At 25.0% G+C, this 23630-nt stretch carries 33 protein-coding genes; 32 read left to right on the top strand and 1 reads right to left on the bottom strand.

Annotated elements, in window-relative coordinates; genetic code table 11:
* Positions 1-152 precede the first annotated feature (152 nt).
* The 12 genes from ACFYH6_RS10370 (at position 153) to ACFYH6_RS10315 (ending at position 8333) form a co-directional block, all read left to right on the top strand.
* Positions 153-899 (top strand): cell division protein FtsQ/DivIB, encoded by a 747-nt coding sequence (locus ACFYH6_RS10370; protein ID WP_416178566.1) that lies wholly within the window; start codon positions 153-155, stop codon positions 897-899.
* 18 nt (positions 900-917) lie between these two features.
* Positions 918-1634: a DUF881 domain-containing protein gene (locus tag ACFYH6_RS10365; RefSeq protein ID WP_316342432.1), complete on the top strand. Its 717-nt coding sequence runs from the start codon at positions 918-920 to the stop codon at positions 1632-1634.
* A 16-nt stretch (positions 1635-1650) separates the two neighbouring features.
* Positions 1651-2001, top strand: a complete 351-nt coding sequence (locus ACFYH6_RS10360; RefSeq protein ID WP_291627037.1) for a small basic family protein — start codon at positions 1651-1653, stop codon at positions 1999-2001.
* A complete protein-coding gene (locus ACFYH6_RS10355; protein ID WP_316342433.1) occupies positions 2002-2739 on the top strand; it encodes a DUF881 domain-containing protein in 738 nt (245 codons plus the stop codon).
* An 89-nt stretch (positions 2740-2828) separates the two neighbouring features.
* Entirely contained in the window at positions 2829-3506 is a 678-nt protein-coding gene (locus ACFYH6_RS10350) for a YggS family pyridoxal phosphate-dependent enzyme (protein ID WP_316342435.1), read from the top strand.
* Entirely contained in the window at positions 3499-3948 is a 450-nt protein-coding gene (locus ACFYH6_RS10345) for a cell division protein SepF (protein ID WP_316342436.1), read from the top strand. The genes ACFYH6_RS10350 and ACFYH6_RS10345 overlap by 8 nt, the downstream gene beginning before the upstream one ends.
* Before the next feature lie 6 nt (positions 3949-3954).
* Positions 3955-4215 (top strand): YggT family protein, encoded by a 261-nt coding sequence (locus tag ACFYH6_RS10340; protein ID WP_416178625.1) that lies wholly within the window; start codon positions 3955-3957, stop codon positions 4213-4215.
* Positions 4208-4978 carry a YlmH/Sll1252 family protein gene (locus ACFYH6_RS10335; protein WP_416178565.1) on the top strand — a complete coding sequence of 257 codons (771 nt, stop codon included), beginning with the start codon at positions 4208-4210 and terminating at the stop codon, positions 4976-4978. Before ACFYH6_RS10340 ends, ACFYH6_RS10335 begins: the two co-directional genes overlap by 8 nt.
* A 16-nt stretch (positions 4979-4994) precedes the next feature.
* Positions 4995-5591, top strand: coding sequence for a DivIVA domain-containing protein (locus ACFYH6_RS10330; RefSeq protein WP_316342438.1), 597 nt, complete (start codon positions 4995-4997; stop codon positions 5589-5591).
* Between the two features lie 109 nt (positions 5592-5700).
* On the top strand, positions 5701-6615 hold the full coding sequence (locus ACFYH6_RS10325) for an RluA family pseudouridine synthase (protein ID WP_316342439.1): 915 nt from the start codon (positions 5701-5703) through the stop codon (positions 6613-6615).
* A 10-nt stretch (positions 6616-6625) separates the two neighbouring features.
* Positions 6626-7162 (top strand): bifunctional pyr operon transcriptional regulator/uracil phosphoribosyltransferase PyrR, encoded by a 537-nt coding sequence (gene pyrR, locus ACFYH6_RS10320; protein WP_316342440.1) that lies wholly within the window; start codon positions 6626-6628, stop codon positions 7160-7162.
* A 13-nt stretch (positions 7163-7175) separates the two neighbouring features.
* On the top strand, positions 7176-8333 hold the full coding sequence (locus ACFYH6_RS10315) for a THUMP domain-containing class I SAM-dependent RNA methyltransferase (protein ID WP_416178564.1): 1158 nt from the start codon (positions 7176-7178) through the stop codon (positions 8331-8333).
* Between the two features lie 61 nt (positions 8334-8394).
* Here ACFYH6_RS10315 and ACFYH6_RS10310 read toward each other — a convergent pair whose 3' ends face one another.
* Positions 8395-10143 carry an Rqc2 family fibronectin-binding protein gene (locus ACFYH6_RS10310; protein ID WP_316342442.1) on the bottom strand — a complete coding sequence of 583 codons (1749 nt, stop codon included), beginning with the start codon at positions 10141-10143 and terminating at the stop codon, positions 8395-8397.
* A gap of 93 nt (positions 10144-10236) precedes the next feature.
* Here ACFYH6_RS10310 and dapF point away from each other — a divergent pair, with 93 nt between their 5' ends.
* The 20 genes from dapF (at position 10237) to spoIIIAG (ending at position 23597) form a co-directional block, all read left to right on the top strand.
* Complete coding sequence (gene dapF, locus ACFYH6_RS10305) at positions 10237-11055, top strand: diaminopimelate epimerase (RefSeq protein ID WP_416178563.1); 819 nt, start codon at positions 10237-10239, stop codon at positions 11053-11055.
* Positions 11056-11068: 13 nt separating this feature from the next.
* Positions 11069-12055, top strand: coding sequence for a hypothetical protein (locus tag ACFYH6_RS10300; RefSeq protein ID WP_316342444.1), 987 nt, complete (start codon positions 11069-11071; stop codon positions 12053-12055).
* Between the two features lie 134 nt (positions 12056-12189).
* The gene (locus tag ACFYH6_RS10295; protein ID WP_416178562.1) at positions 12190-13572 is read left to right on the top strand and encodes a GspE/PulE family protein; all 1383 of its coding nucleotides are present in this window, start codon (positions 12190-12192) and stop codon (positions 13570-13572) included.
* Positions 13547-14599, top strand: a complete 1053-nt coding sequence (locus ACFYH6_RS10290) for a type II secretion system F family protein (RefSeq protein WP_316342446.1) — start codon at positions 13547-13549, stop codon at positions 14597-14599. The genes ACFYH6_RS10295 and ACFYH6_RS10290 overlap by 26 nt, the downstream gene beginning before the upstream one ends.
* Positions 14599-15078 carry a pilus assembly FimT family protein gene (locus ACFYH6_RS10285; protein ID WP_416178561.1) on the top strand — a complete coding sequence of 160 codons (480 nt, stop codon included), beginning with the start codon at positions 14599-14601 and terminating at the stop codon, positions 15076-15078. The genes ACFYH6_RS10290 and ACFYH6_RS10285 overlap by 1 nt, the downstream gene beginning before the upstream one ends.
* Complete coding sequence (locus ACFYH6_RS10280) at positions 15075-15524, top strand: PulJ/GspJ family protein (RefSeq protein WP_416178560.1); 450 nt, start codon at positions 15075-15077, stop codon at positions 15522-15524. The genes ACFYH6_RS10285 and ACFYH6_RS10280 overlap by 4 nt, the downstream gene beginning before the upstream one ends.
* Entirely contained in the window at positions 15484-15996 is a 513-nt protein-coding gene (locus ACFYH6_RS10275; RefSeq protein ID WP_316342449.1) for a PilW family protein, read from the top strand. Before ACFYH6_RS10280 ends, ACFYH6_RS10275 begins: the two co-directional genes overlap by 41 nt.
* Positions 15993-16373: a hypothetical protein gene (locus ACFYH6_RS10270; protein ID WP_316342450.1), complete on the top strand. Its 381-nt coding sequence runs from the start codon at positions 15993-15995 to the stop codon at positions 16371-16373. The genes ACFYH6_RS10275 and ACFYH6_RS10270 overlap by 4 nt, the downstream gene beginning before the upstream one ends.
* Entirely contained in the window at positions 16366-16986 is a 621-nt protein-coding gene (locus tag ACFYH6_RS10265) for a hypothetical protein (protein WP_416178559.1), read from the top strand. The genes ACFYH6_RS10270 and ACFYH6_RS10265 overlap by 8 nt, the downstream gene beginning before the upstream one ends.
* Positions 16964-17377, top strand: a complete 414-nt coding sequence (locus tag ACFYH6_RS10260) for a hypothetical protein (protein ID WP_416178558.1) — start codon at positions 16964-16966, stop codon at positions 17375-17377. Before ACFYH6_RS10265 ends, ACFYH6_RS10260 begins: the two co-directional genes overlap by 23 nt.
* On the top strand, positions 17374-17745 hold the full coding sequence (locus ACFYH6_RS10255) for a hypothetical protein (RefSeq protein ID WP_416178557.1): 372 nt from the start codon (positions 17374-17376) through the stop codon (positions 17743-17745). Before ACFYH6_RS10260 ends, ACFYH6_RS10255 begins: the two co-directional genes overlap by 4 nt.
* A gap of 125 nt (positions 17746-17870) precedes the next feature.
* The gene (gene efp, locus ACFYH6_RS10250; RefSeq protein WP_316343865.1) at positions 17871-18428 is read left to right on the top strand and encodes an elongation factor P; all 558 of its coding nucleotides are present in this window, start codon (positions 17871-17873) and stop codon (positions 18426-18428) included.
* A gap of 97 nt (positions 18429-18525) precedes the next feature.
* Positions 18526-18888 (top strand): CD1247 N-terminal domain-containing protein, encoded by a 363-nt coding sequence (locus ACFYH6_RS10245; protein ID WP_416178556.1) that lies wholly within the window; start codon positions 18526-18528, stop codon positions 18886-18888.
* A gap of 250 nt (positions 18889-19138) precedes the next feature.
* The gene (gene spoIIIAA / locus ACFYH6_RS10240; RefSeq protein ID WP_416178555.1) at positions 19139-20062 is read left to right on the top strand and encodes a stage III sporulation protein AA; all 924 of its coding nucleotides are present in this window, start codon (positions 19139-19141) and stop codon (positions 20060-20062) included.
* The gene (gene spoIIIAB, locus ACFYH6_RS10235; RefSeq protein ID WP_316343862.1) at positions 20050-20568 is read left to right on the top strand and encodes a stage III sporulation protein SpoIIIAB; all 519 of its coding nucleotides are present in this window, start codon (positions 20050-20052) and stop codon (positions 20566-20568) included. The genes spoIIIAA and spoIIIAB overlap by 13 nt, the downstream gene beginning before the upstream one ends.
* 14 nt (positions 20569-20582) lie before the next feature.
* Complete coding sequence (gene spoIIIAC, locus ACFYH6_RS10230) at positions 20583-20780, top strand: stage III sporulation protein AC (protein WP_316343861.1); 198 nt, start codon at positions 20583-20585, stop codon at positions 20778-20780.
* Between the two features lie 9 nt (positions 20781-20789).
* Positions 20790-21173, top strand: coding sequence for a stage III sporulation protein AD (gene spoIIIAD, locus ACFYH6_RS10225; RefSeq protein ID WP_316343860.1), 384 nt, complete (start codon positions 20790-20792; stop codon positions 21171-21173).
* 8 nt (positions 21174-21181) lie between these two features.
* Positions 21182-22396: a stage III sporulation protein AE gene (gene spoIIIAE, locus ACFYH6_RS10220; protein WP_416178554.1), complete on the top strand. Its 1215-nt coding sequence runs from the start codon at positions 21182-21184 to the stop codon at positions 22394-22396.
* A gap of 3 nt (positions 22397-22399) precedes the next feature.
* Entirely contained in the window at positions 22400-22978 is a 579-nt protein-coding gene (spoIIIAF, locus tag ACFYH6_RS10215; RefSeq protein ID WP_416178553.1) for a stage III sporulation protein AF, read from the top strand.
* A gap of 13 nt (positions 22979-22991) precedes the next feature.
* Positions 22992-23597 (top strand): stage III sporulation protein AG, encoded by a 606-nt coding sequence (gene spoIIIAG, locus ACFYH6_RS10210; protein ID WP_316343857.1) that lies wholly within the window; start codon positions 22992-22994, stop codon positions 23595-23597.
* Positions 23598-23630 lie beyond the last annotated feature (33 nt).

Here is a 23630-nt window from a genome sequence, read left to right as displayed (position 1 = left end):
AAAAAATCAACTCTTTTTTATATTTACACTAAAATAGCATTAAAAATATTAAATTATTATAAATTTTTGAGTTAAGTAAAATTTTGTGATGAAAAAATAACCAAAAAGTGATATTATTAAATTATATATTATTATGTAAAAGTAGGAGAACTATGAATACTAATGTGAATAAATTTGTAATAAAGAAAAGAAGGAAAAAACTTATAAAAAGGATAGTACTTGGATTATTTGTTTTTATAATTGGAATTATTATTTTTATATACAAGGCACCAATATTTAATTTGAAAAAAATTAATATTACTGGATTAGTTACAATATCTAATGAAAGTTTACAGGAAAAATTAAAATATAATCTTGGGCAAAACATTTTTACATTAGATTATAACAAGATTGAAAAAGAATTAAAAGCTAATCCATATGTTCAAGATGTTATTATAAAGAAAAAAGGTATTAGCACTATTAATATTAATGTGGTTGAAAATAAAATAGCATTTTATCTTATTAGCAATAATAAAATAAAAGCTATAAATAATGAAGGTATAATTGTAGAAGAATTAGACGATTTAGGTGACAGAAAATTAACTAAGTTATCTGGTGTGGACGTATCAGATAAAACAGTAGGAAGTAAAATAGTAGATGGTAATGAATTACCTAAAGTTTTAGATACTTTTTATAAAATGATTGAAGTTATACCTGAAGAGTTTAAAATCTCAGAAATAAATATATTAGATTTAAATAATATTATTTGTTATATAGGAAATGTAGAAATAATATTAGGGGATAGTTTGGGCTTAATAGATAAGGTAAATATAGCTTTGAACCTTATAGAGCAGGGAACTATTACAAAGGGGTATATAGATTTGAGTTTGGAGGGAAGGCCTGTAATTAAGCAAAGTTAATAGAAAAGGAGAAGTTATATGAAGAAAGTTACATCACAAATATTACTAGCTATAGTTTGTGCATTTTTAGGCTTCTTATTAGCACATCAATTTAAAATGTTAAATGAAAAAAATAAAGCAAATATGTCTAATAAAAATTTAGATATTTTATCTGAAATAGAAGTGTTAAAAAAAGAAAAGGAAGAACTAACAGAAGTTAATACTTCTTTATCTGATGAATTAAAGCAACTAGAAGAAAAAGTTTCTCAAGAAGGTACTGTTGAAGCGGAAATAAAAAAACAATTAGATAATGCTAGAATGAACTTAGGCTTAGTAGATGTTAAAGGACCAGGGATTATAATAACAATAACACCAAAGTCTAATATATTTGGATCTAGTAGTGATAGTTCTAGAAGTGTTATTACTGAAGATGAAATTGTTCATGTAGTTAACTCTCTTAGATATATAAAAGCTGAAGCTTTATCAGTAAATGATTATAGACTAACACCTCAAACTGGTATTAAAAATTCTGGTAATTGGATTTGGGTTGGTACAGCTAAAATAGATCCAAAAGAAAAAATAACAATTAAGGTTATTGGAGATAAGCAAGCTCTTAGTGTAGCTGCAAACTTTCAAGGGGTTTTAGATTATGGTGCATTACAAAATTATTATTGTGATGTTAAAGAAAGTGATGAAATTGTAATAAATAAAACAACTCAATCTTTAAAGAATGAGTATATTAAACCGGTAGAGTAGGAGAAAGGGGATTAATATGATAGCATTTATAGGACTTTTAATAGGTGTGCTTTTAGGATTAATACTGCACGTAAATATACCAGAAACCTTCTCTTCATATATTTCTGTAGCAATACTTGCTTGTTTAGATTCAGTATTTGGAGCTGTAAGAGCTTCTTTATCAAAAAATTTTAAGGCTGATATTTTTATTTCAGGCTTTTTTGGTAATGCTATTTTAGCTGCTGGTCTTGCTTATTTAGGTGATAAGCTTGGAATACCAATGTATATAGCTGCTGTAATAGTTTTTGGTGGGAGAATTTTTGATAATTTCGCTGTTATAAGAAGATTGTTAATTGAAAGGTTAAAGACTCGTAAAAATGGTGAATAAATGAATTTTAATAAGGCAAAAGGTTTTATTTTAGTAGCATCAATTTTTACTGGATTTTTAATAATAAATAGTATAGATTTAAGCGAAGTTACAAAAGGTATGTCCTCATTAAATGCTATAGACTATAAAAAAGCAGTTGAGGAAAGAAATCAGCTTTATAAAGAAATAGATAATCTTAGAAGTGAAAATATTGATTATAGATATCAAATTAGTAAATATGATGATAACGATCCTGAAAAAAGTAAGAAACTAATTGAAGATATGAAAAGACAGTTAGTTGATTATGGAGCCTTAAGTGGAGTTTCTACAATAAAAGGTCCAGGATTAATAATTAAATTACAAGATGGGGATATTAATAAATTGTTAGATCCCGAATATGAAGTATTAAGAAAAATGCTCCATGAAGATGATATGGCACATGTATTAAATGAGCTAAGGGGTGCAGGAGCACAAGCAATTTCAATGAACAATCATAGAATATTACCAAATACATCTGTTAGTTGTTATTGGGCATTTATTGGCTTTGAAGATGAGTCTAGTATTTTTGCTCCCTTTTATGTTTATGTAATAGGAAATCCAGAAGAAATTAAGGCAGCATTACTTGCAGAAGGAAGTATTATTCAAGAGTTATTACTAAGAAAAATTAAAGTAGAAATAGAAGAAAAAGATGAAATAATCATACCTGCAACGAAACAAAATACAGAAGTAAAGTACATGGAAAGGTATGAATCAAAATAAATTTTCTAAAAATAATAAAATTTGAAGGATTTTAAGTTTTTTTGAAGAATTATTTAAATATGTAAATAACTTCTTTAGGAGGAAGTACAGTGAGTATTGAAGAAAATTTAAATAGAATAAAAAGAAATATACCAGATAATATTACACTTGTAGCTGTATCTAAAACAAAACCTATAGAAGATATAAAATTAGCTTATGAGTTAGGCCAAAGGGATTTTGGAGAAAATAAAGTCCAAGAACTTATTGATAAAGAAGAAGTTTTACCTAATGATATAAGGTGGCATTTTATAGGTAATTTGCAAACAAATAAAGTGAAATATTTAGTTGATAAGGTTTATTTAATTCATTCCTTATCAAGTATAAAGCTATTAAAAAAAATAGAAGATGAATTTTCTAAAAAAAATTCTATAGCTAATCTTTTAATTCAAATTAATATTGGAAAAGAGGAAAGCAAAGGAGGATTTTTTAAGGAAGATTTGAATAATGTTATTAGTGAAATTGAAAAATGTAATCATGTTAAAATTAAAGGAATAATGGCTATTATACCTAAAGGTAATACAGAAGAAAATAGATTTTATTTTAAAGAAATGAAAACTATTTACGATAATTTAAGTGAAAATACATATAAAAATATCTGTATGGAAATTTTATCAATGGGTATGACACATGATTATGAAGTAGCTATAGAGGAAGGCTCTAATTTGGTGAGAATTGGAGAAGGAATTTTTGGAAAAAGAAATATAGTAGGAGGATTGTCAAATGTCTAATATGTTTGGAAAGTTTAAAGAAATAATGGGTTTTGGAGATTATGAAGATGAGTTCGATGATTTAGAAGAAACTGAAGTAGAAGAAGAATTAGAAGAAGAAATTGAACCTATTATTTCAAAACAAAAAGGAAACAAAGTAGTTAATATTCATACGGCATCTACAGCAAAAGTTATGGTAACTAAACCAACTAATTATGATGATGCTAGAGAAATTGCAGATGCTATTAAAGCTAGAAAAATTGTTTTAGTAAACGCAACAACATTAGAAACTAAAATAGCACAAAGATTAGTAGACTTTATAAGTGGATCTTGCTATGTTTTAGGAGCAACTTTACAAGAAATAGAGCAAAGGGTTTATTTATTATCACCATCAAATGTTGAGGTAACAAATGAGCTTAAAAATGAATTAAGTTCTAAGGCATTATTCAACTGGAACAAATAGGAGGAGATTTATATAAATCTAGTTTTTTTAATAATAAGATTATTAACAATAGTTTTAGAAGTAACTATTCTGTCAGAAGTAATACTATCTTTATTTCCAACTATTAAAGAAAGTGTTATTTATAATATAATTACATCATTTAATTATCCAGTTTTAAAACCTTTTAAAACTATACAAAGTAAGATTTTTAAGAATAATATTATTGATTTTTCGCCTTTATTTGCAATTATGTTATTATCCTATATAAGGATGTTATTTAATGGTTAATAAAGAATATATTCTTAAGAATTTCACTGAAGATGATGTAAATGAAGCTATAAAGATATATGAAAATTATAAATTAGCTGTTGAGAAAGATATAACTATTTTCTCAAATAGTTTTTGTTCACCTAACATTTGGAGTTTCTTTCAAAATAATTGCGAAAGTAGCAATTTTAAAATAGCTACTAATGGAATTTTTGAAGAAGCAGAAAGAAGAATAATAGCATTTAATAACATATATGATATTAAATATCCTATGGAAGTGTTAGAAATCAAAAATAAGTCTAATTTTTCTAAGTTAAAACATAAGGATTATTTAGGTGCAATACTATCTTTAGGAATAGATAGAAATAAAATTGGAGATGTAGTTGTAAAGGAAGACAAAGCTTATGTTCCTGTAATGGAGGATATAAGTAATTATATTTTGAATAATTTATCTTCTATTGGAAAATCACCTGTAGAAATTAATCTTCTATATAATTTAGAAGATTTGCCATCTATAGATTTTGAGGAGATTTCAATTAATGTGCAATCACTACGTTTAGATAGTGTTATAGCAAAACTTACAAATGTGTCTAGATCTAAAGCCATAGAATTATTAGATAATAGTAAGGTTTTAGTTAATTATGTTAAATCAAAAGATAAGAGTCAGGAGCTTGCAAAGGGAACCAGGCTAACTATAAGAGGGAATGGAAAGTATATAATTGGAGATATAATTGGTGAAACAAGAAGTGGAAAACAAAGAATTATAATAAAAAAATATATATAATAGTAGAGGTGATTTTATGAAGCTTACTCCAATGGATATAAGCAATAAGGAATTTAAAAAGGGATTTAGAGGTTATGATAGTGATGAAGTTGATGAATTTATAAATGAAATCATAGAAAATTATGAAGAGCTTTATAAGGAAAATTCAAGACTTAAAGAAAATTTATCAAGAGTAAATGAAAAATTAGAACACTATGTAAAAATAGAAAATACTATACAAAATACTTTATTATTAGCACAAAATGCTGCAGAACAAGCAAGAGCAACATCTCAAAAGGAATCTGACATGATTCTAAAAAATGCTAATGAAGCAGCTAAGAGAATAATAGATAAGGCTCATAATGATGTAGTATCAATTAATGATGAATATGAAAAAGTAAAACAAGAATTTATAAAGTTTAGAGCAAAATTCAGAAACTTTATGAATGCACAAACTGAAACTTTTGATGAATTAGAAAAGGATCTAACTAAAAATTATAATGTTTCTGAACCTGTAGAAAAGTTAGAAAAGGAAGAAAGTATAAATTTATCTCATAAAAACATAGAAGAAGCTGAAGAGATGTATACTGAGGATATGGATGAAATAAAAAGCTTTTTTGCACAAACAGAATAAAAATCCGTTTAAAACGGATTTTTTTTTGCTTTAATGAAGCTTATCTATTGAGTGTAAAGTTTTGATATATTATAATGTGTTAAGAATTAAAAAATTTGGAGATTAATTAATGGATAAATTATTTTTTAAAATAACAAATGAAAATGATATAGGAGTAAGAATAGATAAATACTTATCAGCTAATATTGAAGGAAAATCTAGATCTTTTATACAAGGATTAATAGATTCAGATTCAGTTATTGTAAATGAAAAGAAAATAAAAAGTAATTACAAATTAAAAGATAAAGATATAGTAGAAGTAGTTATGCCAGAGCCAGTAGAACTAGATGTAAAGCCAGAGAAATTAGACTTAAATATTATTTATGAAGATAAAGACATAATAGTATTAAATAAACCACAAGGTGTAGTTGTTCATCCAGCACCTGGAAATTATTCAGGAACTTTAGTAAATGGATTATTATATCATTGTAATGATTTATCTGGGATAAATGGAGTCATTAGACCTGGAATTGTTCATAGAATAGACAAAGATACTTCTGGAATATTAGTAATTGCTAAAAATGATGAAGCACATAATGTCTTAGCAGAGCAATTTAAGGAACATAGTATAAAAAGAGAATATTATGCTTTGGTTGAAGGAAAATTTAGTAAGTTAGAAGGAACTATAGATAAACCATTAGGAAGAAACAAGAAGGATAGATTAAAGATGGCTATAGTTGAAGATGGGAAAAGAGCTGTAACACATTATAAGGTATTAGAGCAGTATAATAATAATACATCTTTAATTAAATGTATATTAGAAACAGGTAGAACTCATCAAATAAGAGTTCATATGGCTTCAATTGGTCATCCATTAGTTGGTGATCCTTTATATGGAAGTAAGAAGCAAAAGTTTAAACTAAATGGGCAAGTTTTACATGCAAAAACTTTAGGATTTATACATCCTACATCTAAGGAATATATGGAATTTGATTCTGAATTACCAAAGTATTATTTAGATTTACTAGAAATATTAAGAAAATAGAGGTGATAAAATGAAATTAAAAGCAAATTTATTAGATGATAAAGCAATTAAAAGAACTCTAATTAGAATATCTCATGAGATAATTGAGAGAAATAAAGGTGTTGAAGATATAGTTTTAGTAGGAATTAAAAGAAGGGGATATCCATTAGCTGAAAGAATTGCTAAGAATATAGAAAATATTGAAGGTATTAATGTACCTGTTGGATCAGTAGATATAACTTTATATAGAGATGATATAACGGAAATTAAGGATACTCCTAGAGTTAATAATTCCAATTTAGGTGTAGATATTATTGGTAAAAAAGTTATATTAGTAGATGATGTTTTATACACTTGTAGAACTGTAAGAGCAGCAATTGATGCTGTAGTTGATTCTGGAAGACCAGCACAAATTCAATTAGCTGTATTAATTGATAGAGGACATAAAGAATTACCTATAAGAGCAGATTACGTTGGTAAGAATATTCCTACTTCTAAAAGTGAGATTATAGCAGTAGAAATAGAAGAAATTGACGGTTTTGATTCTGTTAAAATATACGAAGGATAAAAAGGAGAAAAGTATGGAATATGATTTAATTGCTACAACTACCTTTGGATTAGAAGGTATAACTGCAAAGGAATTAAAAGCTTTAGGATATGAGAATTTAAAAACGGAAAATGGTAAGGTACATTTTCAAGGGGATGAGATGGATATAGCAATTGCTAATATTCACTTAAGAACTGCAGATAGAATATTAATAAAAATGGCAGAATTTGAAGCGAGAAGTTTTGAAGAATTATTTCAAGGGACAAAGAATGTTAAATGGAGCGATTTGATTCCTATTAATGGTATTATGCACGTAAATGGAAAGTCTGTTAAATCGACTTTACATAGTGTTCCAGATTGTCAGTCTATAGTAAAAAAAGCTATAGTTGATAGTATGACAAATTCTTATGGAATAACTCAATTTTCAGAAGATGGACCATTATATAAAATAGAAGTATCTATATTAAAAGATGTTGTAACATTAACTATAGATACATCAGGTCCTGGATTACATAAAAGAGGATATAGAGAAGAAGCTGGAGCAGCACCTTTAAAAGAAACTTTAGCGGCAGCTATGGTATTAATTTCTAGATGGAAAGAAGATTTTACTTTAGTAGATCCATTTTGTGGTTCAGGAACTATATTAATAGAAGCAGCAATGATTATGCAAAATATAGCACCAGGTTTATGCAGAGCATTTACTTGTGAAACTTGGCCAACAATGGATGAAGATATATTTGAACAAGTAAGAGAAGGTGCAGAAAGAGCTATAAAGAATAAAGATATAAAGCTTTTAGGTCATGATATAGATGGAAGAATATTAAAAGTTGCTAGAAGTAATGCTGAAAAAGCAGGAGTTTCTAAGTATATTGAATTCCATAGAAGAGATTTTAAAGATTTTTCTAATAGTGACAAGTATGGATTTATAATATCAAATCCTCCATACGGAGAAAGATTAGGAGAAAAGAAGGAAGTTGAAGAGCTTTATAATATATTTGGTAAATATAAGAGAAGATTTTTAAATTGGGATTATAATATATTAACTTCTTATGAAAAATTTGAAGTTCCTTTTGGAATGAAATCAAGTAAGAATAGAAAGCTTTATAATGGAAAATTAAAATGTTATTATTATCAATACTTTGATAATGAACTAATAAAGAATGATGGAGATATGCTTATAAATCATATATAAAATTATAGATAAAAAATATTCCTTCAAATATCAGAATGATTCTAATATTTGAAGGATTTTTTTATTTGATTATTTGATTATTTTCAAATTTAAAGTCATTGTAACCACTTGGTTCAGTATAAATTGTATAATTCGTATGATATATAACCATTCCAGGCTTTGCACCATTAGGTTTTTTAATATTTTTAACAATAGTATAATCTACTGGTACCTTTGTAGAATTTTTAGCTTTACTATAATAAGCTGCAAGTATAGCTGCTTCTTCTATAGATGTATCACTAGGATTATCACTACATAAAATAACATGTGAACCAGGTATATTTTTTGTATGAAGCCATAAATGATTTTTATTTGCAAATTTTAAAGTTAAATAATCATTTTGAATATTATTTTTTCCAATATAAATATCAATTCCATCAGAAGAAATAAAATGTATAGGCTTAGAAGCTTTATCTTTCTTATTATTTTTGTGATTTCCTTTAAATTTTAAATATCCAGTTTCAGTTAATTCTTTTTTGATATCATTAATTTCAACATAATTTTCACAATTTATTATATTGGTAAATACTGAATTTAAATATTCAAGCTCTTCTTTATTTTTCTCCAATTGCTCAATAGCTGATTCTTCTGATTTTTTTAATTTATTATATTTTTTGTAATAACTTTGTATATTCTCTGAAGGAGATTTATTTTCATCTAATTTTATAGTTACGTATTCTTCTTCATCTGAATTATAAAAGTTTAGTACTTTAATTTCTTTATCACCTTTATTAATCAAATAAATGTAAGAAGTTAATAAATCACCAAAAATCTTATATTTTTGTTTTTCATCACATTCCTTCAAAATGTTTTTTAATTTCTTTGCTTTATTATTACATCTATCTATATTTGTAGTGACTAATTTTTGCAAATCCATACTTCTACTAAGCAATCTATCTTGTTTATCTTTTATAGCAAAAAATTCATCTAATAAAAGATTTGGATTATCAAAATTTATTTTAGAAAACTTATTTTCATATAAAGATAGGTTTATACAATAAAAGTCTTTAAAAATATCATTTTCCTTATATATATTAAATGAGAATTCATTTTCAATATTTTTCATAAATATTTTGAAGAAATTAAAAATATTATCACTATTTATGTTATCATTATCTTGTAGGAAATTTATATATAAGCTTCTAGATAATGGTTTTCCTATACCTGTAAAAGTATTTGTGAAGAAAAGTTCATCTATAGCTATATTATTATTTTCTAAATATAAATTATAATCATCAAAAGAAAAATTAAATGGATCTAATTTTGGAGAACTAGGAGGATATACATAGCTTATTCCAGGATATAAAACTCTATAGGTATTTACATCTGAAGAAATATGCTTAATGCATTCCATAATTTTATTATCTCTTTCTCTAACCAAGGTAATATTGCTATGTCTTCCCATTATTTCAACTATTAATATATATTTACTATCAAACCCTAATTCATCAGTAGATTCAATATGTAATTGAATTATTCTATCTCCATTTAATTGAGTTATATGAGTAATTCTTCCTCCAATTAAATACTTTCTCATTACCATAGTAAACATTGGTGCTTGAAGGGGGTTTGGTTTGCTTACATTAGTTAAATGAATTCTAGGAAATTTAGAAGAAGCAGAGATTAATAACTTAATATTTTCTCTATCCTTTCTTAGTGTTAAAATTACTTCATCTTTTTCTGGTTGATTAATTTTATCTATTTTACAATTTAATATTGATTTTTTAAAATCATGTAATAAACTATATAAGTAGATACCATCCAAAGCCATAAGTATCATCCTTTCTTTGGTAATAACATAAGGATAGTATAACATTTAATAGTGAGTCTTATCAATGGAATAAAAGCTAAAAGGAGGGATTTTATGAATTTTATAAAAATGCAAGGCCTAGGTAATGATTTTATTTTAATAGAGGATACTGAAGAGTTATTAATTGATAGGGAAGTAGAACTTGCAAAAGAGGTTTGTAATAGAAAATTTGGTGTTGGTGCAGATGGATTAGTTATAATTAGAAAATCTAGTGTTGCTGATGCTAAGATGGTAATCATTAATAGTGATGGTTCAAGAGCAAATATGTGTGGAAATGCTATAAGATGTTTTGCAAAATATTTATATGAAATCAAGATGATTAAGAAAGATAAGCTCTATATTGAAACAGGGGATGGAGTAAAGTCAGTTAATCTATATATAGATAATAATAAAGTTATTTTAGTTAAAGTTAATATGGGAAAAGCTAGTTTTAAAGGTGAAGATATATTATTAAAAGATAAAGATGAACTAATTAACAAGGAAATAATAATCAATAATAAATCTTATAAAATAACTAGTTTATTAATGGGTGTACCACACACTATATTAATTAATGATAACAAGGAATATTCAATTAAAGATGGTAAAATAATAGAAAACTATGAGTTGTTTATAGAAAAAACAAATGTTAATTTTGTAAATATAATCGATGAAAATAATATAGAAGTTCAAACTTGGGAAAGAGGAGCTGGTGCTACTTTAGCATGTGGAACAGGTTGCTGTGCATCTGTAGTTGCTTTAAATAAACTTGGAATGTGTTTAGATAAAGTTAAGGTAAAAACCTTGGGAGGAAATTTAGAAGTTCAGCTTAATAGTGGAGATGTATATATGATTGGGGAAGCAGGATTTATTTGCAGGGGAGAATTATTGTAGTAAGAGGTAAAAAATGAATTATAAAAGAAAAAGGAAATATGTCCTAGTAAGCTTAATTATATTGTTAACTAATATTAACTATGGTTGTAAAAGTACATCTGAGGATAAAGAAAGTATTCAAATAAATAATGGATCAGTTGCTATTGAGAATAATGGCAGCTATAAGACATATAATTTAAATAATGGAACTTATGAAGGGATAGAAGCAGACTATATTATTACTTCTTATGATTCTAAAAGTAATAATTATATTTTTAATGAAGAAGGAGAATTTAAAGTACATTATTTAGGTAAAGAAAAAATAATTGATGAAGATAATGAGATTTTTTCACCTAAATTATCTCCAGGGGGAAATTACCTAAGCTATTTCCTAAAAGATATATATTTAAATCTAAAGGTAAAAGATCTTAAGAAAGACAAATTTATAGATATTAATAGTAATGTGTCTATATCTGGAGAATTAATTGATTGGTATAATAGTGAATCTTTAGTTTACTATGGAATTGACGATTCAAAGAATAATGGAATTTTCATTTATAATATAGATAAAAATGAAGAAAAAATGATTTATAAACTAGATTCTGGATATGTAGAGTATCTAGAGGTTTTAAATGATGGAGTAGTATTTTTACAACAAAAAGAAGGAAAGAAAAAGACATTAAAGTTTATAAATGAAAATGGTGAATTAAAGGATTCAATTGAAAATATAATTGATATAAGTGATGTAGAACATACAGAAGATGGTATATATATAATAGGAAAAATTGAAAATAATAATTATTCATTATATAAATATAATGATGGAAAAGTAAAAAGATTGGTATATGATTTTCCTAAAATAATTAATTTAGATAAAGGATTATCAAAAGATTCTAATGGTAATATTTTATTTATAGGCGGAGATGAACCAAATGTAGAAAAAGTTTATATTTGTGAAGATGGTGCTATAAGTGAATTAAGTGATAAAGAAGGAAAATACTATTTTATAAATTATGATTAAGGATATTTATAATAAATTATAAATGTCCTTTTTTATTTTTAATATTAAATTTAAATAAGGAAATAGATTTACTTTGTTGGATAATATTGTATAAAAATCTTTGTAATGGATATAAATTAAAATGGTGATTTAAAATGGGAAAAATAAATGTCTTTGAAATTGATTTAAACATTGCTAGAAAGCTAGGAATTAATAAGATTAAGGAAAATTGTATTTTACCAATAAAAGTTCAAGAACAAAAGATATTAATACTTTCAAATAAGGAATCTTTAGAGAATATAGATGAAATTGAATTTATATTTAATAAAAAGGTTAGTCTACTTGAAGCTAGTTATGATTATATCAAAGATTTAATTTATAAGGTATTCTTAGGAACAGAAGAAAAGCTTTTGGATATAGTATTATCTAAAGGTATAGTAGAAAGGGCATCTGATATACATTTTGAGCCTGTAAGAGAAGAAGTTTTTATAAGGATAAGAATAGATGGAGTATTAGTACCCTTTGCAAAGATTAAATATGAAGAATATCAAAAGTTACTATCAAAAATTAAAATCATAGGAAATATGGACATAACTGAAAGACGAAGACCTCAAGATGGAAAAGCATTTATAAAAATAGATGAAAAAGATTATGACTTAAGATTATCAACTATTCCTATTGTTTATGGAGAAAAGTTAGTTGTTAGAATTTTATATGGAGAAATCTTCGAACATGATATAAGTAAGATAAATATGAGTAATTATCAAAGAGAAAAATTAAACAAAATAATCTCTATTAAAAATGGTTTAATTTTAATAAATGGACCAACTGGAAGCGGTAAGTCAACAACCCTATATTCAATACTAAAAGAAATAAATAAAAAAGAAATCAATATAACTACATTAGAGGATCCAGTAGAAGTTATGATAGAAGGAATAAACCAGGTAAGCTTAAATAAAAAAGCAAATATTACATTTTCTACTGGACTTAGAAGTATATTAAGACAAGATCCAGATGTAATAATGATAGGAGAGATAAGAGATGAAGAAACTGCAAATATGGCAGTAACAGCATCATTAACAGGGCACAAGGTTTACTCTACAATTCATACTAAAACTCCTAAAGAAGTTTATTTTAGACTAGAAGATATGGGAGTAAAATCATATTTAATACGTGATTCCTTAATAGGAATAATTTCTCAAAGATTAGTTAGAGTATTATGTGAAAAATGTAAGGAAATTGATAATAATATTAATATGAATGGAAAAAAGGTAAATATTTATAAATCAAATGGATGTTTTTATTGTAATTATTCTGGATATAAAGGAAGAAAATCAGTTAGTTCTGTTGTTCATATAGATAAGAATATAAAAAGGATAATTTCAAATATTTACCAGGAAATAAAAGAACTTAGTAATGAGGAAATGATAGTAAATCTTTCTTATTTACTTGAAAAGGGATATATCTCTTGTAGTGATTATAATAACTTTTTGTTAGAAGAGGATTTAAATTATGATGAAAATAAAATTATTATATAAAAAAGTAAAGTATAATGATTTATCATTAATATCTGGTAATATTGCAATGTTATATAAGGAAGGAATATCAATGCTTATGATTATGGATTTACTTACTGAATTACCTATAAGTAAATACTATAAAGAAAGTTTAATTAAGTGTAAAAGCTATATTCTAGAAGGAAAATCCTTAGAACAATGCTTTAAGAATTTTCCTGATTTGTATCCTGACTTTTTTGTAGGGATGATTTCAATGGGAGAAAAAAGTGGAAATTTATATAAGGTATTAAAAGGACTAGAAGAATATTGTAATAAAATTATATTTATTAAAAGCACTATAAAAAATGTTCTTTCATATCCATTATTAATTATAATTTCTTCAATATGTCTGTTAGTCTTTATAGTACTCTTTACAATACCAATATTATATGATTTCTTTATTAGCTTAGGCAGCAGTGTTCCATTTATATGTAAGTTATCTTATAATCTTTCCAATTATATTAAAGAAAATCCAATTATATCAATAATTTATAGCTTCAATTATTTTATATTATTACCTTGGTTTTTAGGTAAGTTCTACCTTAAAGATATATTTAGAAGATTAGTTAATAAAATTCCAGCTTATAAGGATTTTATTGAGTATACATTTATTTTATTGCTTTCAATTATATTAAAGAGTGGTGTTAATTTATCAGAAGGACTTATATATGCTACAAATAGTTTTAAAATAAATGATTTAAAAGAAAGATTTAATTATTTAAATTTAAGTATTTTAAATGGAGATTCAATTTCCAGTAGTTTAGAAAATAGGAGAAGCTACTCTAAGTATACAATTTCTATTGTAAAGTTAGGTGAAGAAGGCGGATCTATAGATGAGAGGTTAGATTCATTATCCTTATATTTAGAGAAAAAACTTATATCAAAAATAAATAGAGGAATAGCTTTATTACAACCAGCTTCAGTTATATTTATGGGAGGTTTTGTTATCATATTCTTAATTATTTTTATACTTCCACTTTTTTCTGCAATGTTTGAGGTGGGTTTTTAATGAAAAAGGGTTATACATTAATAGAATTAATAGTAGTTTTATCTATAATTACAATATTTTCTTCTATAGTTGTTATAAATATTGGAAAAGTTAAAGAGAAAATGTATGATATCCAATTTAAAAATTTAGAAGCAGAAGTTAAGTCTTTATTAAGCTTTGGAAAATCATATTGCCGTAAAAATAAAGTTCCAGGAGAAATAACCATTGGATTAGATGGTAAAACTATATTATTCCAAGTTACAGGTATAAAGGCACCAATTATAAGAAGAATTAGTTTTGGTGAAGATATTGAAGTATTAAGTAATATTAATTCTTCAGGAAATTCAAATAATATAACTCAGGAAGGTTATATTAAATCTGCAGGCACTATAACAATTAAAGGTAAGAAAAAGAGAACTGAAATTACTATAAGTGTAGGAAATGATATTATTAGAAGCCCTATAATAAATGATGAAGAAGAGGGTGATATTATAGAATGAAAAAAGGTAGTACTTTAATAGAAACTGTAATATCAATGGCAATTTTATTGATTGCATTAACTTTAAGCACACAAATTTTTTCAATATCTTCAAAATCTATAGTAGTAAGAAGAGATAAGGAAAAAGCTAATAGAGTAAGTTATGCTATAGAAAAAGAAATAAAATATAATATAAGATTTCTAGATATAAAAAATTTACTTGTAAATAATAAATTATCTTTAAAGTATAAAGAAAATATTTTAGAGAGTTTATTAACAGAATCTATTTTATCATTAGAAAGAGAAAGCAGAATAGAAAGAAGAAATGCAATTATTATTGAAAAGAAAGAAGAAAATTCAGTAGAAAATAATTATGAAATATCAACTTTTAAAATAACCATTTATGATTCAAATGGAGGTATATTAAATGAAAGGGAATTTATTAAATCCTACTGGATGGAAATTTAATAAGAAAAAGTTAGGATTCACATTGATAGAACTAAATGTTTCAATGTTAATTCAATTAATAGTATTAACCTTAGCCATTAATTCATTTATATTAATTATTAAAAATTATTCAGTTCTTATAAATAATTCAAAAGTTCAAGATCCCTTTGACGATGCAGTTCTTAATATAGAAAGACTTTTAACAGGATATATGATTGAATCTATAAATATACAGGATGAGATTTTATATGATAGAAGTTTAATAGAAATTAACTATAGAATAGATAATAGTAAAGGTGATATAAAAAGAAAAGAGATAAAGTTTGATAATACTAATGGGAAAATTGTTTTAGAAACATATAAAAACAAATTTAAAATAGGTACTAATATAATAATGATTGATGTTTCAAGCTTTAAAATTACAAAGAAAGATAAGACTTACTATTTACAAATTACAAATAAAAATAATGATACGAGGATTATATGTTTATGAAATATAAGAAAAAGGCTTTTGCATTTATACAAAGTTTAATAGTATTTATGCTTGTAATACTAATAGTAAGTATTTCTGTTACTTTAATTAGTTCTAATTATCTTAAAGCTAATACATTTAAAAGCTATCCAGATAAAAAGTCATTAGCTATTGAGGAGGAACTTATTTTAAAGATAATTAATAAGGATAAGAATTATACCTATAGTGATAATAAATATGAACTTATAAAGAGAAAAGAAGTATATTACTTAGTAAAGAAAAGTACTAATTCTAATACTTATTTTCAACTTGAACTTAAGGAAAAAGAAGGAGAAAAATTCTTAGTGCCAACTTATTATAAAACAAAAAATATTATAGGAGATATTAATATTGATTAGTAGTATTGTTGTATGTAGACAAAGATATTATTACAAAGGAATAGGATATAGTAAATCTGATATTACTTCTCTACTTAAAAAAATAAGTAAAAATAGAAGGATTATTTTATGTCCTGAAAGCATTTTAATAAAAAAATATAATTATTCTAGTAAAAATATTGATAAATTTATAGATAATAAAATTTATGAAGATTTTACAAATAAGGATAATTTATTATTTCATTATGAAATAGACAAAGAATATAAAAATGTTTACTTATATTCTATAAGAAATAATATTAGAGAATTATGTGAAAATGCAAAAGATTTAAGAGTTGAGGTCCTTGAGTTTAAAATTAAAGCTTTTGTAAAAAATAAACTAAAAAATATTAATGATATTATAATAATATATAAGTTTAATAATATAAATTATTTGTTAAAGATTAGTAATAATATTATAGTTGATATAATTTCAACTATAGATATAAGCTGTATTAAAAATTATTTAAGCGAAGAAAAAAATAAAAAAATTATTTTAGTAAAGGATAAAGAGTATAAAGATATAGATAATATATATTTTCATTATTCTATAGATTTAGGAGTTGATACATATGAAAAAGTATGTAAGGAATAAGAATTTTATTTCAGATGATTTTATTAATAAGCTAGAGAAAAATTCTAATGAAAACAATAATAAATTAATTTTATTATTATTAATTGTGAATATATTTATAATTCCTAATTCTATTTCTAAAATATCTAATGAATTAGAGAATCGCAAATCAGTTTATGCTGCAAATATGCATAGTAATTCTAACGCAACTTATAAAAATATAAATAATGATAAATTAATTTTAATACTTAATTCTATTGGTAATATTAAAAAAATTAAAATTGATAATACTGGGGGCTTTATTGAGGTGGATTCTATGGATGAAGTATATAATATAGAGGAAAAAAAGGATTTTAAAATAAAGTCTGTAGAGATTAAAGAAAAAACTATATCTGTTGAGGTTCAGCTATGAAAAATAAATACATACTATATATTATGGTAGTACTTATAAGTTTTTTACAATGTTATATATTATTGAGATTTAATAAGGATACAGAAGTTAAAAATATAGAGGATACACAAGTAGAAAGTATAACTATAAGTAAAAATGTGAAAAATATAAAGGACATAAAAAAAGATTTTATTAATTATAAGACCGTAACTATTTTAGGCTATAATAAATTAGAAGATGGAAGTTGGAAAATCAAATGTTTATTAAATGGTAGCAAGAAAGATGTTTTAAATGATATTGAAAATATAAAATATTATGAAATAATTGATTATAACTTAAGTTATGAAAAAAATAATGTCTCAATAGAGGCAAATCTTATATATAAATAATTGCATTTATTTGTGAATTTTGATAAAATATTTTTGTTATGTCATAAACAATGTTGAAGTTATGACTATTTAGTTGCTAAAAGAGTTATACTAAATATGTAATAAAGTTTTTGGAGGGATATTTAATGATATCAGCAGGAGATTTAAGAAAAGGTACTACTTTCGAGCATGAAGGACAAGTTTATACAGTTATAGAATTCTTACACGTTAAACCTGGTAAAGGTGCAGCTTTTGTAAGAACTAAACTTAGAAATGTAATTTCTGGTGGAGTTACTGATACAACTTTCAACCCTACGACTAAGCTTCAAGAAGCAGTAATTGAAAGAAAAGAAATGCAATACCTTTACTCAGATGGAGAATTATACTACTTCATGGATCAAGAAACTTTTGAACAAATACCTTTAAACTATGAGAAAGTTGAAGACGCTATAAAGTTTATCAAAGAAAATATGTTTGCAGTAATTAAGTTCTACAAGGGAGAAGCTTTCTCAGTTGAAGCTCCAAATTTTGTTGAATTATTAATAACACAAGCAGATCCTGGAATAAAGGGAAATACAGCTACAAATGCGATGAAACCTGCTACTTTAGAAACAGGTGCAGTTGTTAATGTTCCTATGTTCGTAAATGAAGGAGATGTAATTAGAGTAGACACTAGAACTGGTGAATACATGGAAAGAGTATAATAAACAAAAGCTAAGTTTTTACTTAGCTTTTATTTATAATTTTAAATAATTGGGTATAATTTAAATAGATTATTTCTAGTTTTAAGGAAGTGAATATATGAAGGAAGTAAAGTTTAAAATAGAAAAACTAAAGGAAGAAATATCTTCTGTTGAAGATAATAAGTATAAAGATATATTTAATAGTATATTATCTATAGTTAGTGACATATCAGATTCTATAGAAGAAATTGATTATAAGCAAGATTCTATAGAAGAAAATATTAAATATATAGATGAGGATATTATTGGATTACAAGATGAGTTGTTTGAAGAAGTTTCAATAGAAGAGTTAATTGAACTAGAAGATGAATATATTGAAATTAACTGTAAAAACTGTAATAAACCTCTATTTGTTGAAAAGGAAGCTATAGATAATAATAAGAAAATACCATGCCCATTTTGTAATAAAGAAGCACTATAATGAAAAATCCTATTAACATATGTTAATAGGATTTTTATATTTTAGAATTTATAAATCTAATTTACTTTAGTATTGAGGATATAGACACTATATTCTAGCCACTGGGAGATTACCAATTGGCAAAGAATATAATATCTATATCCTTTTTTATAGTTATTTTTAAATATTTTACATATTTAATTATTAGTATGAATATTATCTTATAGATAGAAATAATTTTAAATATAACAATAGAATAGGAAGTGATAAATTGTGGAATGAGGATGAAGTATTAAGAATATTACCATCAGATATATTAAATGAAGTAAGAGGGTATTTATTAATGGAATCTGTACAAGAACTACGGATAAAGGTGAACAAGCCCATAATAATTCATTTATCTACTAAGGAAATTATATTAAATAAGATAGCTACAATAAATGATATTAAACAGATATTAATTAGAGTTTCAAATTATTCTATATACGCATATGAAGAGGAAATTAAGCAAGGATATATTACTATTAAGGGAGGACATAGAATAGGAATAGCTGGTGAATGTGTATTGTCTAAAGGAGAAGTTAGAACTATTAGAAATATTTCATCTATAAATATTAGAATATGCAAGGAAATTAAAGGATGCTCTAATGAAATAATGAAATATATTGTTCAAAGTAATAGAGTTAACAACACTTTAATAATTTCTCCACCTAAATGTGGCAAAACCACTATATTAAGAGATTTGGCTAGAAATATTTCAAATGGTATGCCAATTAATAATTTATCTGGTAAAAAAGTATCCATAATAGATGAAAGAAGTGAAATTGCATCTTGTTTTAATGGAGTTCCACAATTAGATGTAGGCATTAGAACAGATATTTTAGACAACTGTTTAAAGAAAGATGGAATGATAATGGCAATTAGAAGCTTATCTCCAGAAGTATTAATATGTGATGAAATTGGTACAGAAGGGGATATAGAATCACTTAATATGGCCTTTAACTCTGGAGTAAATATAATAGTTACAATTCATGGATACAGCATTGATGATATATATAAAAGAAAGGTTTTTAAGGACTTATTAGAGGATAGTATTTTAGAAAAAGTAATTATTTTAAGTAATAGAAAAGGGCCAGGGACAGTAGAAAATATATATTCAATAATGTCTGGAGGAGAGCTAAAATGCTTAAAATAATAGCAATTTCAATAATATTTTTTGCTTGCACATATATAGGTTTTTATTACGGTGAAAGCTTTAAAAGAAGAAGTAAACAACTAAAATCTATTTTAAAATCAGTAATGTTTTTAAATAACGAGGTTATGTATTCAAACACACCATTACCTGAAGCATTAAAATATATTTCTATGAAGGTAGAAAGCCCTATAGATGATATTCTTTCAAAGGTAGCAGTAAACCTTGAAGATGGAGAATCCAAAAGTGTCTATGAAGCATTTAGTGAGCAATATCATAAAAGCAAAAGTAATTTTAATTTGTTTGAAGAAGATAAGGCAATAATCAAAGATTTTCTTAAGGGTCTAGGAGAATCAGGTGTATATGGACAAGATAAGTTATTCAATTTAACTATTGAAAATATGAAAATAAATTGCAAAACTGCAGATGAATTAGCAAAGAGGAATTCAAAAATGTATAGTGCTATAGGTATATGTATAGGTGCAATGATTGCAATTTTTTTATTTTAGTGGGAGGGGAATAAATGCTAGATATAAGTATTTTATTTAAAATAGCAGCTATGGGTGTTTTACTTGTAGTTATTGATAAAGTTTTAAAAGCTAGTGGCAAAGATGACATAGCAGTAATAACAAATATTGCAGGAATAGTAATTATACTTATTACAGTAATTGGATTAATAAGCAATTTATTTAACACTGTAAAAACTATGTTTATGTTATAGGAGATTATTATGGAAATATTAAAAATAGTATCCTTTGCACTTGTTGCATTATTTATATTCTTACTATTTAAGGATAAAAGATCTGATATAGCAGTATTAGTATCATTAATAGCAGGTGTAATTCTTTTTGTATCAATTCTAACTAGTATAACTGACATAATAAGCTTTATTAAAGATATATCTTCAAGAGCAAATATAGATATAGTTTATATAGGAGTTGTTTTGAAGATACTTGCAATATCATATTTAGCAACTTTTTGTAGTGAGATATGTAAAGATGCAGGAGCAGCAAGTATAGCTAGTAAGGTTGAATTTTCTGCTAAAATATTAATTTTAACTTTAGCAATACCTATTTTAATGGCTGTATTACAATCTATTTTACAAATATTGTAGGTGTTTATATGTTTAAAAAATTATTAACTATAAGAATTATATTTGTATTTACTATAATAGTTCTTACATTTATAAATTATAGTACTAAAATTGCTTTAGCAAATGATAAAGACAATAATTTTCAATACTCTTTAGAAAATAATGAACTTCAGGATGAAGAAGTAAATAACAAATTGAATTCATTATATAACTATATAAATAGTATGAAGTTTGATATTGAAATAATGAATGACTTAGATCCTGCAGATTATATAAAAGGATATATAAAAAATGGTGAGGGAAATTTATCTATAAAGACATTTAGTAATGCAATTATTAGTTTTTTATTTAAAGAGGTAAAAACAGCGCTTTCATTTTCTGTAAGCATTATAGTTATTGCAATTATGTGCTCTTTAATAAAAAACTTACAATCAGCTTTTTCTGGTGAAGGTATATCAAATATAGCATTTTTTGCTTGTTATTCTATATTGATAATAATTTTATCAAAGAGTTTTTTAGTAAGTATTAATATAGCAACAGATATAATAAAAGAATTATCAAACTTTATGGCTGCAATATTACCAGTATTAGTTATGATGATTGGTTCAATAGGTGGTTTTGCACAAGCAGCCACTATGGATCCTATTATTATTGGAGCAACATTAATAATTCCAAGAATTTATACAACTATCATTATACCTTTAATACTTATAAGCTTTGTTCTAGATTTTGCTAATAATATCTCTAATGAATTTAAAATTGGAAACTTATGTAAGTTGACCAAGCAAATAACTATTTGGATTCAGGGGATTATACTTACTTTATTTATTGGATTATTAACAGTAAGAGGTATAACTTCATCTACTATAGATGCAGTTACCTTAAAAACTGCAAAATTTGCAATAGATAATTTTATTCCTATAGTAGGTAAGGCTTTTTCAGATGCTATTGCTTCTGTAGCAGGATATTCACTTATAATTAAAAATGCTGTAAGCTCCATTGGATTAATAATAATAGTAATTATGATGCTTTATCCAATAATTAAGCTGGTTCTAATTTCCTTTGTATATAAGTTAACTGCAGCAATTATAGAACCCATAAGTGATAAACGTATAACTAGCTCTTTAGCTTCAGCAGGCAATTCATTAATACTTCTAATGTCCTGCGTATTATCAGTTAGCTTAATGTTTTTTGTTTTATTAGCTATAATGGCTTCAGCTGGAAAGTTCGTTATAGGAGGTTAGGAAATGAATGAGATAAAAGGGTTTATTGTAACTTTAATAAGTATGATTATTTTAATTTCTGCTATAGAATTAATTTCCCCTGATAATAGTATGAAAAAATACTTAAAATTTGTTCTAGGAACTATTTTAATAGCTGTAATGATAAGTCCAATAGTTTCTTTTATAAATAATGGAGAAAAAACTATAACTGGTGATATATCTGAATATATAGACTTATTTAATGGGAAATCTAAAGAAGCAAAAAGCGAAAATAGAGAAAGTAAAAGTGAAGTTGCATTTAAGGAAAATTTACAGGAAAATTGTAATAGATTATTGAAGGAAAAATTTAAAGAGCTAGAATTTAATAGTAATATTGATTGTAAGCTAAGTATGGAAGATATAACTTATTCAATTAATAAAGTTGAAGTAGGAGTTAAAAATAGAGAAGTTTCTAAAATAGAAAAAATAGTAATTAATAATAGAGAAAGTACAGAGGTTAGTTCTAAAGAAAAAAAAGTAAATAATGAAGATGAGATTATAAGTTATTTAGCAGAGATTTTAAATATTAATAAGAATCAAATAATGATTTATAAAGTAGATTAGTAGGAGTGAGAAAATGGGAAAAGGTAATTTTAAAGATGATTTAACCAAATTAATTAATGATAAAAAGTTTTTAAATGTTGTAGTAATAGCATTAATACTAGCCTTTGTATTACTTGCTATTAGCTTTTTAACTACAACTAGAAGGAAAGATACTAAAGAATCAATAAGCTCAAATGTAGAAGATATAAGTAACTTAGAGGAAGAGGTAAAGAGAACAATGGATAATTATGAGGAAAATGAAAAACAAACATTAAAAAATTTGCTAAGTAAAATAGAAAATGTAGGGAACGTTGAGGTTAAAATTAATTTTAAAAGTGGTGAAGTAAAGGTTCCTGCAGTAGAAAAAACTACTCAAGAATCAGTTACAGAAGAAACTGATAGTCAAGGTGGAAAAAGGGCAACTACTCAACAAAATGGTGGAAGTAAAGTAGTTATGGCAGGTGAATCTGGTAAGAATGAGCCCTATATATTACAAATAAATAAGCCTGAGATAAGTGGTGTTCTAATAGTTGCAGAAGGTGCAAATAGTGCTAAGGTTAAATATGATATACAAGTGGCAGTATCTACATTATATGGAATATCTATAGATAAGGTTAATGTATATCCTATGAAGAATTAGCATATAAATAATATGAAAAATAGATGGGGGGAA

The sequence above is a fragment of the Clostridium sp. HCS.1 genome (assembly GCF_047900555.1).
GTDB lineage: Bacteria > Bacillota > Clostridia > Clostridiales > Clostridiaceae > Clostridium.
The sequence above is the reverse complement of the archived record's forward strand: the minus strand, read 5'-3'. Positions and strand labels throughout refer to the sequence as shown.

Excerpts from the sequence above, each read along its gene's own strand:
- ACFYH6_RS10370 (WP_416178566.1), top strand. The coding sequence starts at position 153 with ATGAATACTAATGTGAATAAATTTGTAATAAAGAAAAGAAGGAAAAAA.
- ACFYH6_RS10365 (WP_316342432.1), top strand. The coding sequence starts at position 918 with ATGAAGAAAGTTACATCACAAATATTACTAGCTATAGTTTGTGCATTT.
- ACFYH6_RS10360 (WP_291627037.1), top strand. The coding sequence starts at position 1,651 with ATGATAGCATTTATAGGACTTTTAATAGGTGTGCTTTTAGGATTAATA.
- ACFYH6_RS10355 (WP_316342433.1), top strand. The coding sequence starts at position 2,002 with ATGAATTTTAATAAGGCAAAAGGTTTTATTTTAGTAGCATCAATTTTT.
- ACFYH6_RS10345 (WP_316342436.1), top strand. The coding sequence starts at position 3,499 with ATGTCTAATATGTTTGGAAAGTTTAAAGAAATAATGGGTTTTGGAGAT.
- ACFYH6_RS10335 (WP_416178565.1), top strand. The coding sequence starts at position 4,208 with ATGGTTAATAAAGAATATATTCTTAAGAATTTCACTGAAGATGATGTA.
- ACFYH6_RS10330 (WP_316342438.1), top strand. The coding sequence starts at position 4,995 with ATGAAGCTTACTCCAATGGATATAAGCAATAAGGAATTTAAAAAGGGA.
- ACFYH6_RS10325 (WP_316342439.1), top strand. The coding sequence starts at position 5,701 with ATGGATAAATTATTTTTTAAAATAACAAATGAAAATGATATAGGAGTA.
- pyrR (WP_316342440.1), top strand. The coding sequence starts at position 6,626 with ATGAAATTAAAAGCAAATTTATTAGATGATAAAGCAATTAAAAGAACT.
- ACFYH6_RS10315 (WP_416178564.1), top strand. The coding sequence starts at position 7,176 with ATGGAATATGATTTAATTGCTACAACTACCTTTGGATTAGAAGGTATA.
- ACFYH6_RS10310 (WP_316342442.1), bottom strand. The coding sequence starts at position 10,143 with ATGGCTTTGGATGGTATCTACTTATATAGTTTATTACATGATTTTAAA.
- dapF (WP_416178563.1), top strand. The coding sequence starts at position 10,237 with ATGAATTTTATAAAAATGCAAGGCCTAGGTAATGATTTTATTTTAATA.
- ACFYH6_RS10300 (WP_316342444.1), top strand. The coding sequence starts at position 11,069 with ATGAATTATAAAAGAAAAAGGAAATATGTCCTAGTAAGCTTAATTATA.
- ACFYH6_RS10295 (WP_416178562.1), top strand. The coding sequence starts at position 12,190 with ATGGGAAAAATAAATGTCTTTGAAATTGATTTAAACATTGCTAGAAAG.
- ACFYH6_RS10290 (WP_316342446.1), top strand. The coding sequence starts at position 13,547 with ATGATGAAAATAAAATTATTATATAAAAAAGTAAAGTATAATGATTTA.
- ACFYH6_RS10285 (WP_416178561.1), top strand. The coding sequence starts at position 14,599 with ATGAAAAAGGGTTATACATTAATAGAATTAATAGTAGTTTTATCTATA.
- ACFYH6_RS10280 (WP_416178560.1), top strand. The coding sequence starts at position 15,075 with ATGAAAAAAGGTAGTACTTTAATAGAAACTGTAATATCAATGGCAATT.
- ACFYH6_RS10275 (WP_316342449.1), top strand. The coding sequence starts at position 15,484 with ATGAAAGGGAATTTATTAAATCCTACTGGATGGAAATTTAATAAGAAA.
- ACFYH6_RS10270 (WP_316342450.1), top strand. The coding sequence starts at position 15,993 with ATGAAATATAAGAAAAAGGCTTTTGCATTTATACAAAGTTTAATAGTA.
- ACFYH6_RS10260 (WP_416178558.1), top strand. The coding sequence starts at position 16,964 with ATGAAAAAGTATGTAAGGAATAAGAATTTTATTTCAGATGATTTTATT.
- ACFYH6_RS10255 (WP_416178557.1), top strand. The coding sequence starts at position 17,374 with ATGAAAAATAAATACATACTATATATTATGGTAGTACTTATAAGTTTT.
- efp (WP_316343865.1), top strand. The coding sequence starts at position 17,871 with ATGATATCAGCAGGAGATTTAAGAAAAGGTACTACTTTCGAGCATGAA.
- ACFYH6_RS10245 (WP_416178556.1), top strand. The coding sequence starts at position 18,526 with ATGAAGGAAGTAAAGTTTAAAATAGAAAAACTAAAGGAAGAAATATCT.
- spoIIIAB (WP_316343862.1), top strand. The coding sequence starts at position 20,050 with ATGCTTAAAATAATAGCAATTTCAATAATATTTTTTGCTTGCACATAT.
- spoIIIAC (WP_316343861.1), top strand. The coding sequence starts at position 20,583 with ATGCTAGATATAAGTATTTTATTTAAAATAGCAGCTATGGGTGTTTTA.
- spoIIIAD (WP_316343860.1), top strand. The coding sequence starts at position 20,790 with ATGGAAATATTAAAAATAGTATCCTTTGCACTTGTTGCATTATTTATA.
- spoIIIAE (WP_416178554.1), top strand. The coding sequence starts at position 21,182 with ATGTTTAAAAAATTATTAACTATAAGAATTATATTTGTATTTACTATA.
- spoIIIAF (WP_416178553.1), top strand. The coding sequence starts at position 22,400 with ATGAATGAGATAAAAGGGTTTATTGTAACTTTAATAAGTATGATTATT.
- spoIIIAG (WP_316343857.1), top strand. The coding sequence starts at position 22,992 with ATGGGAAAAGGTAATTTTAAAGATGATTTAACCAAATTAATTAATGAT.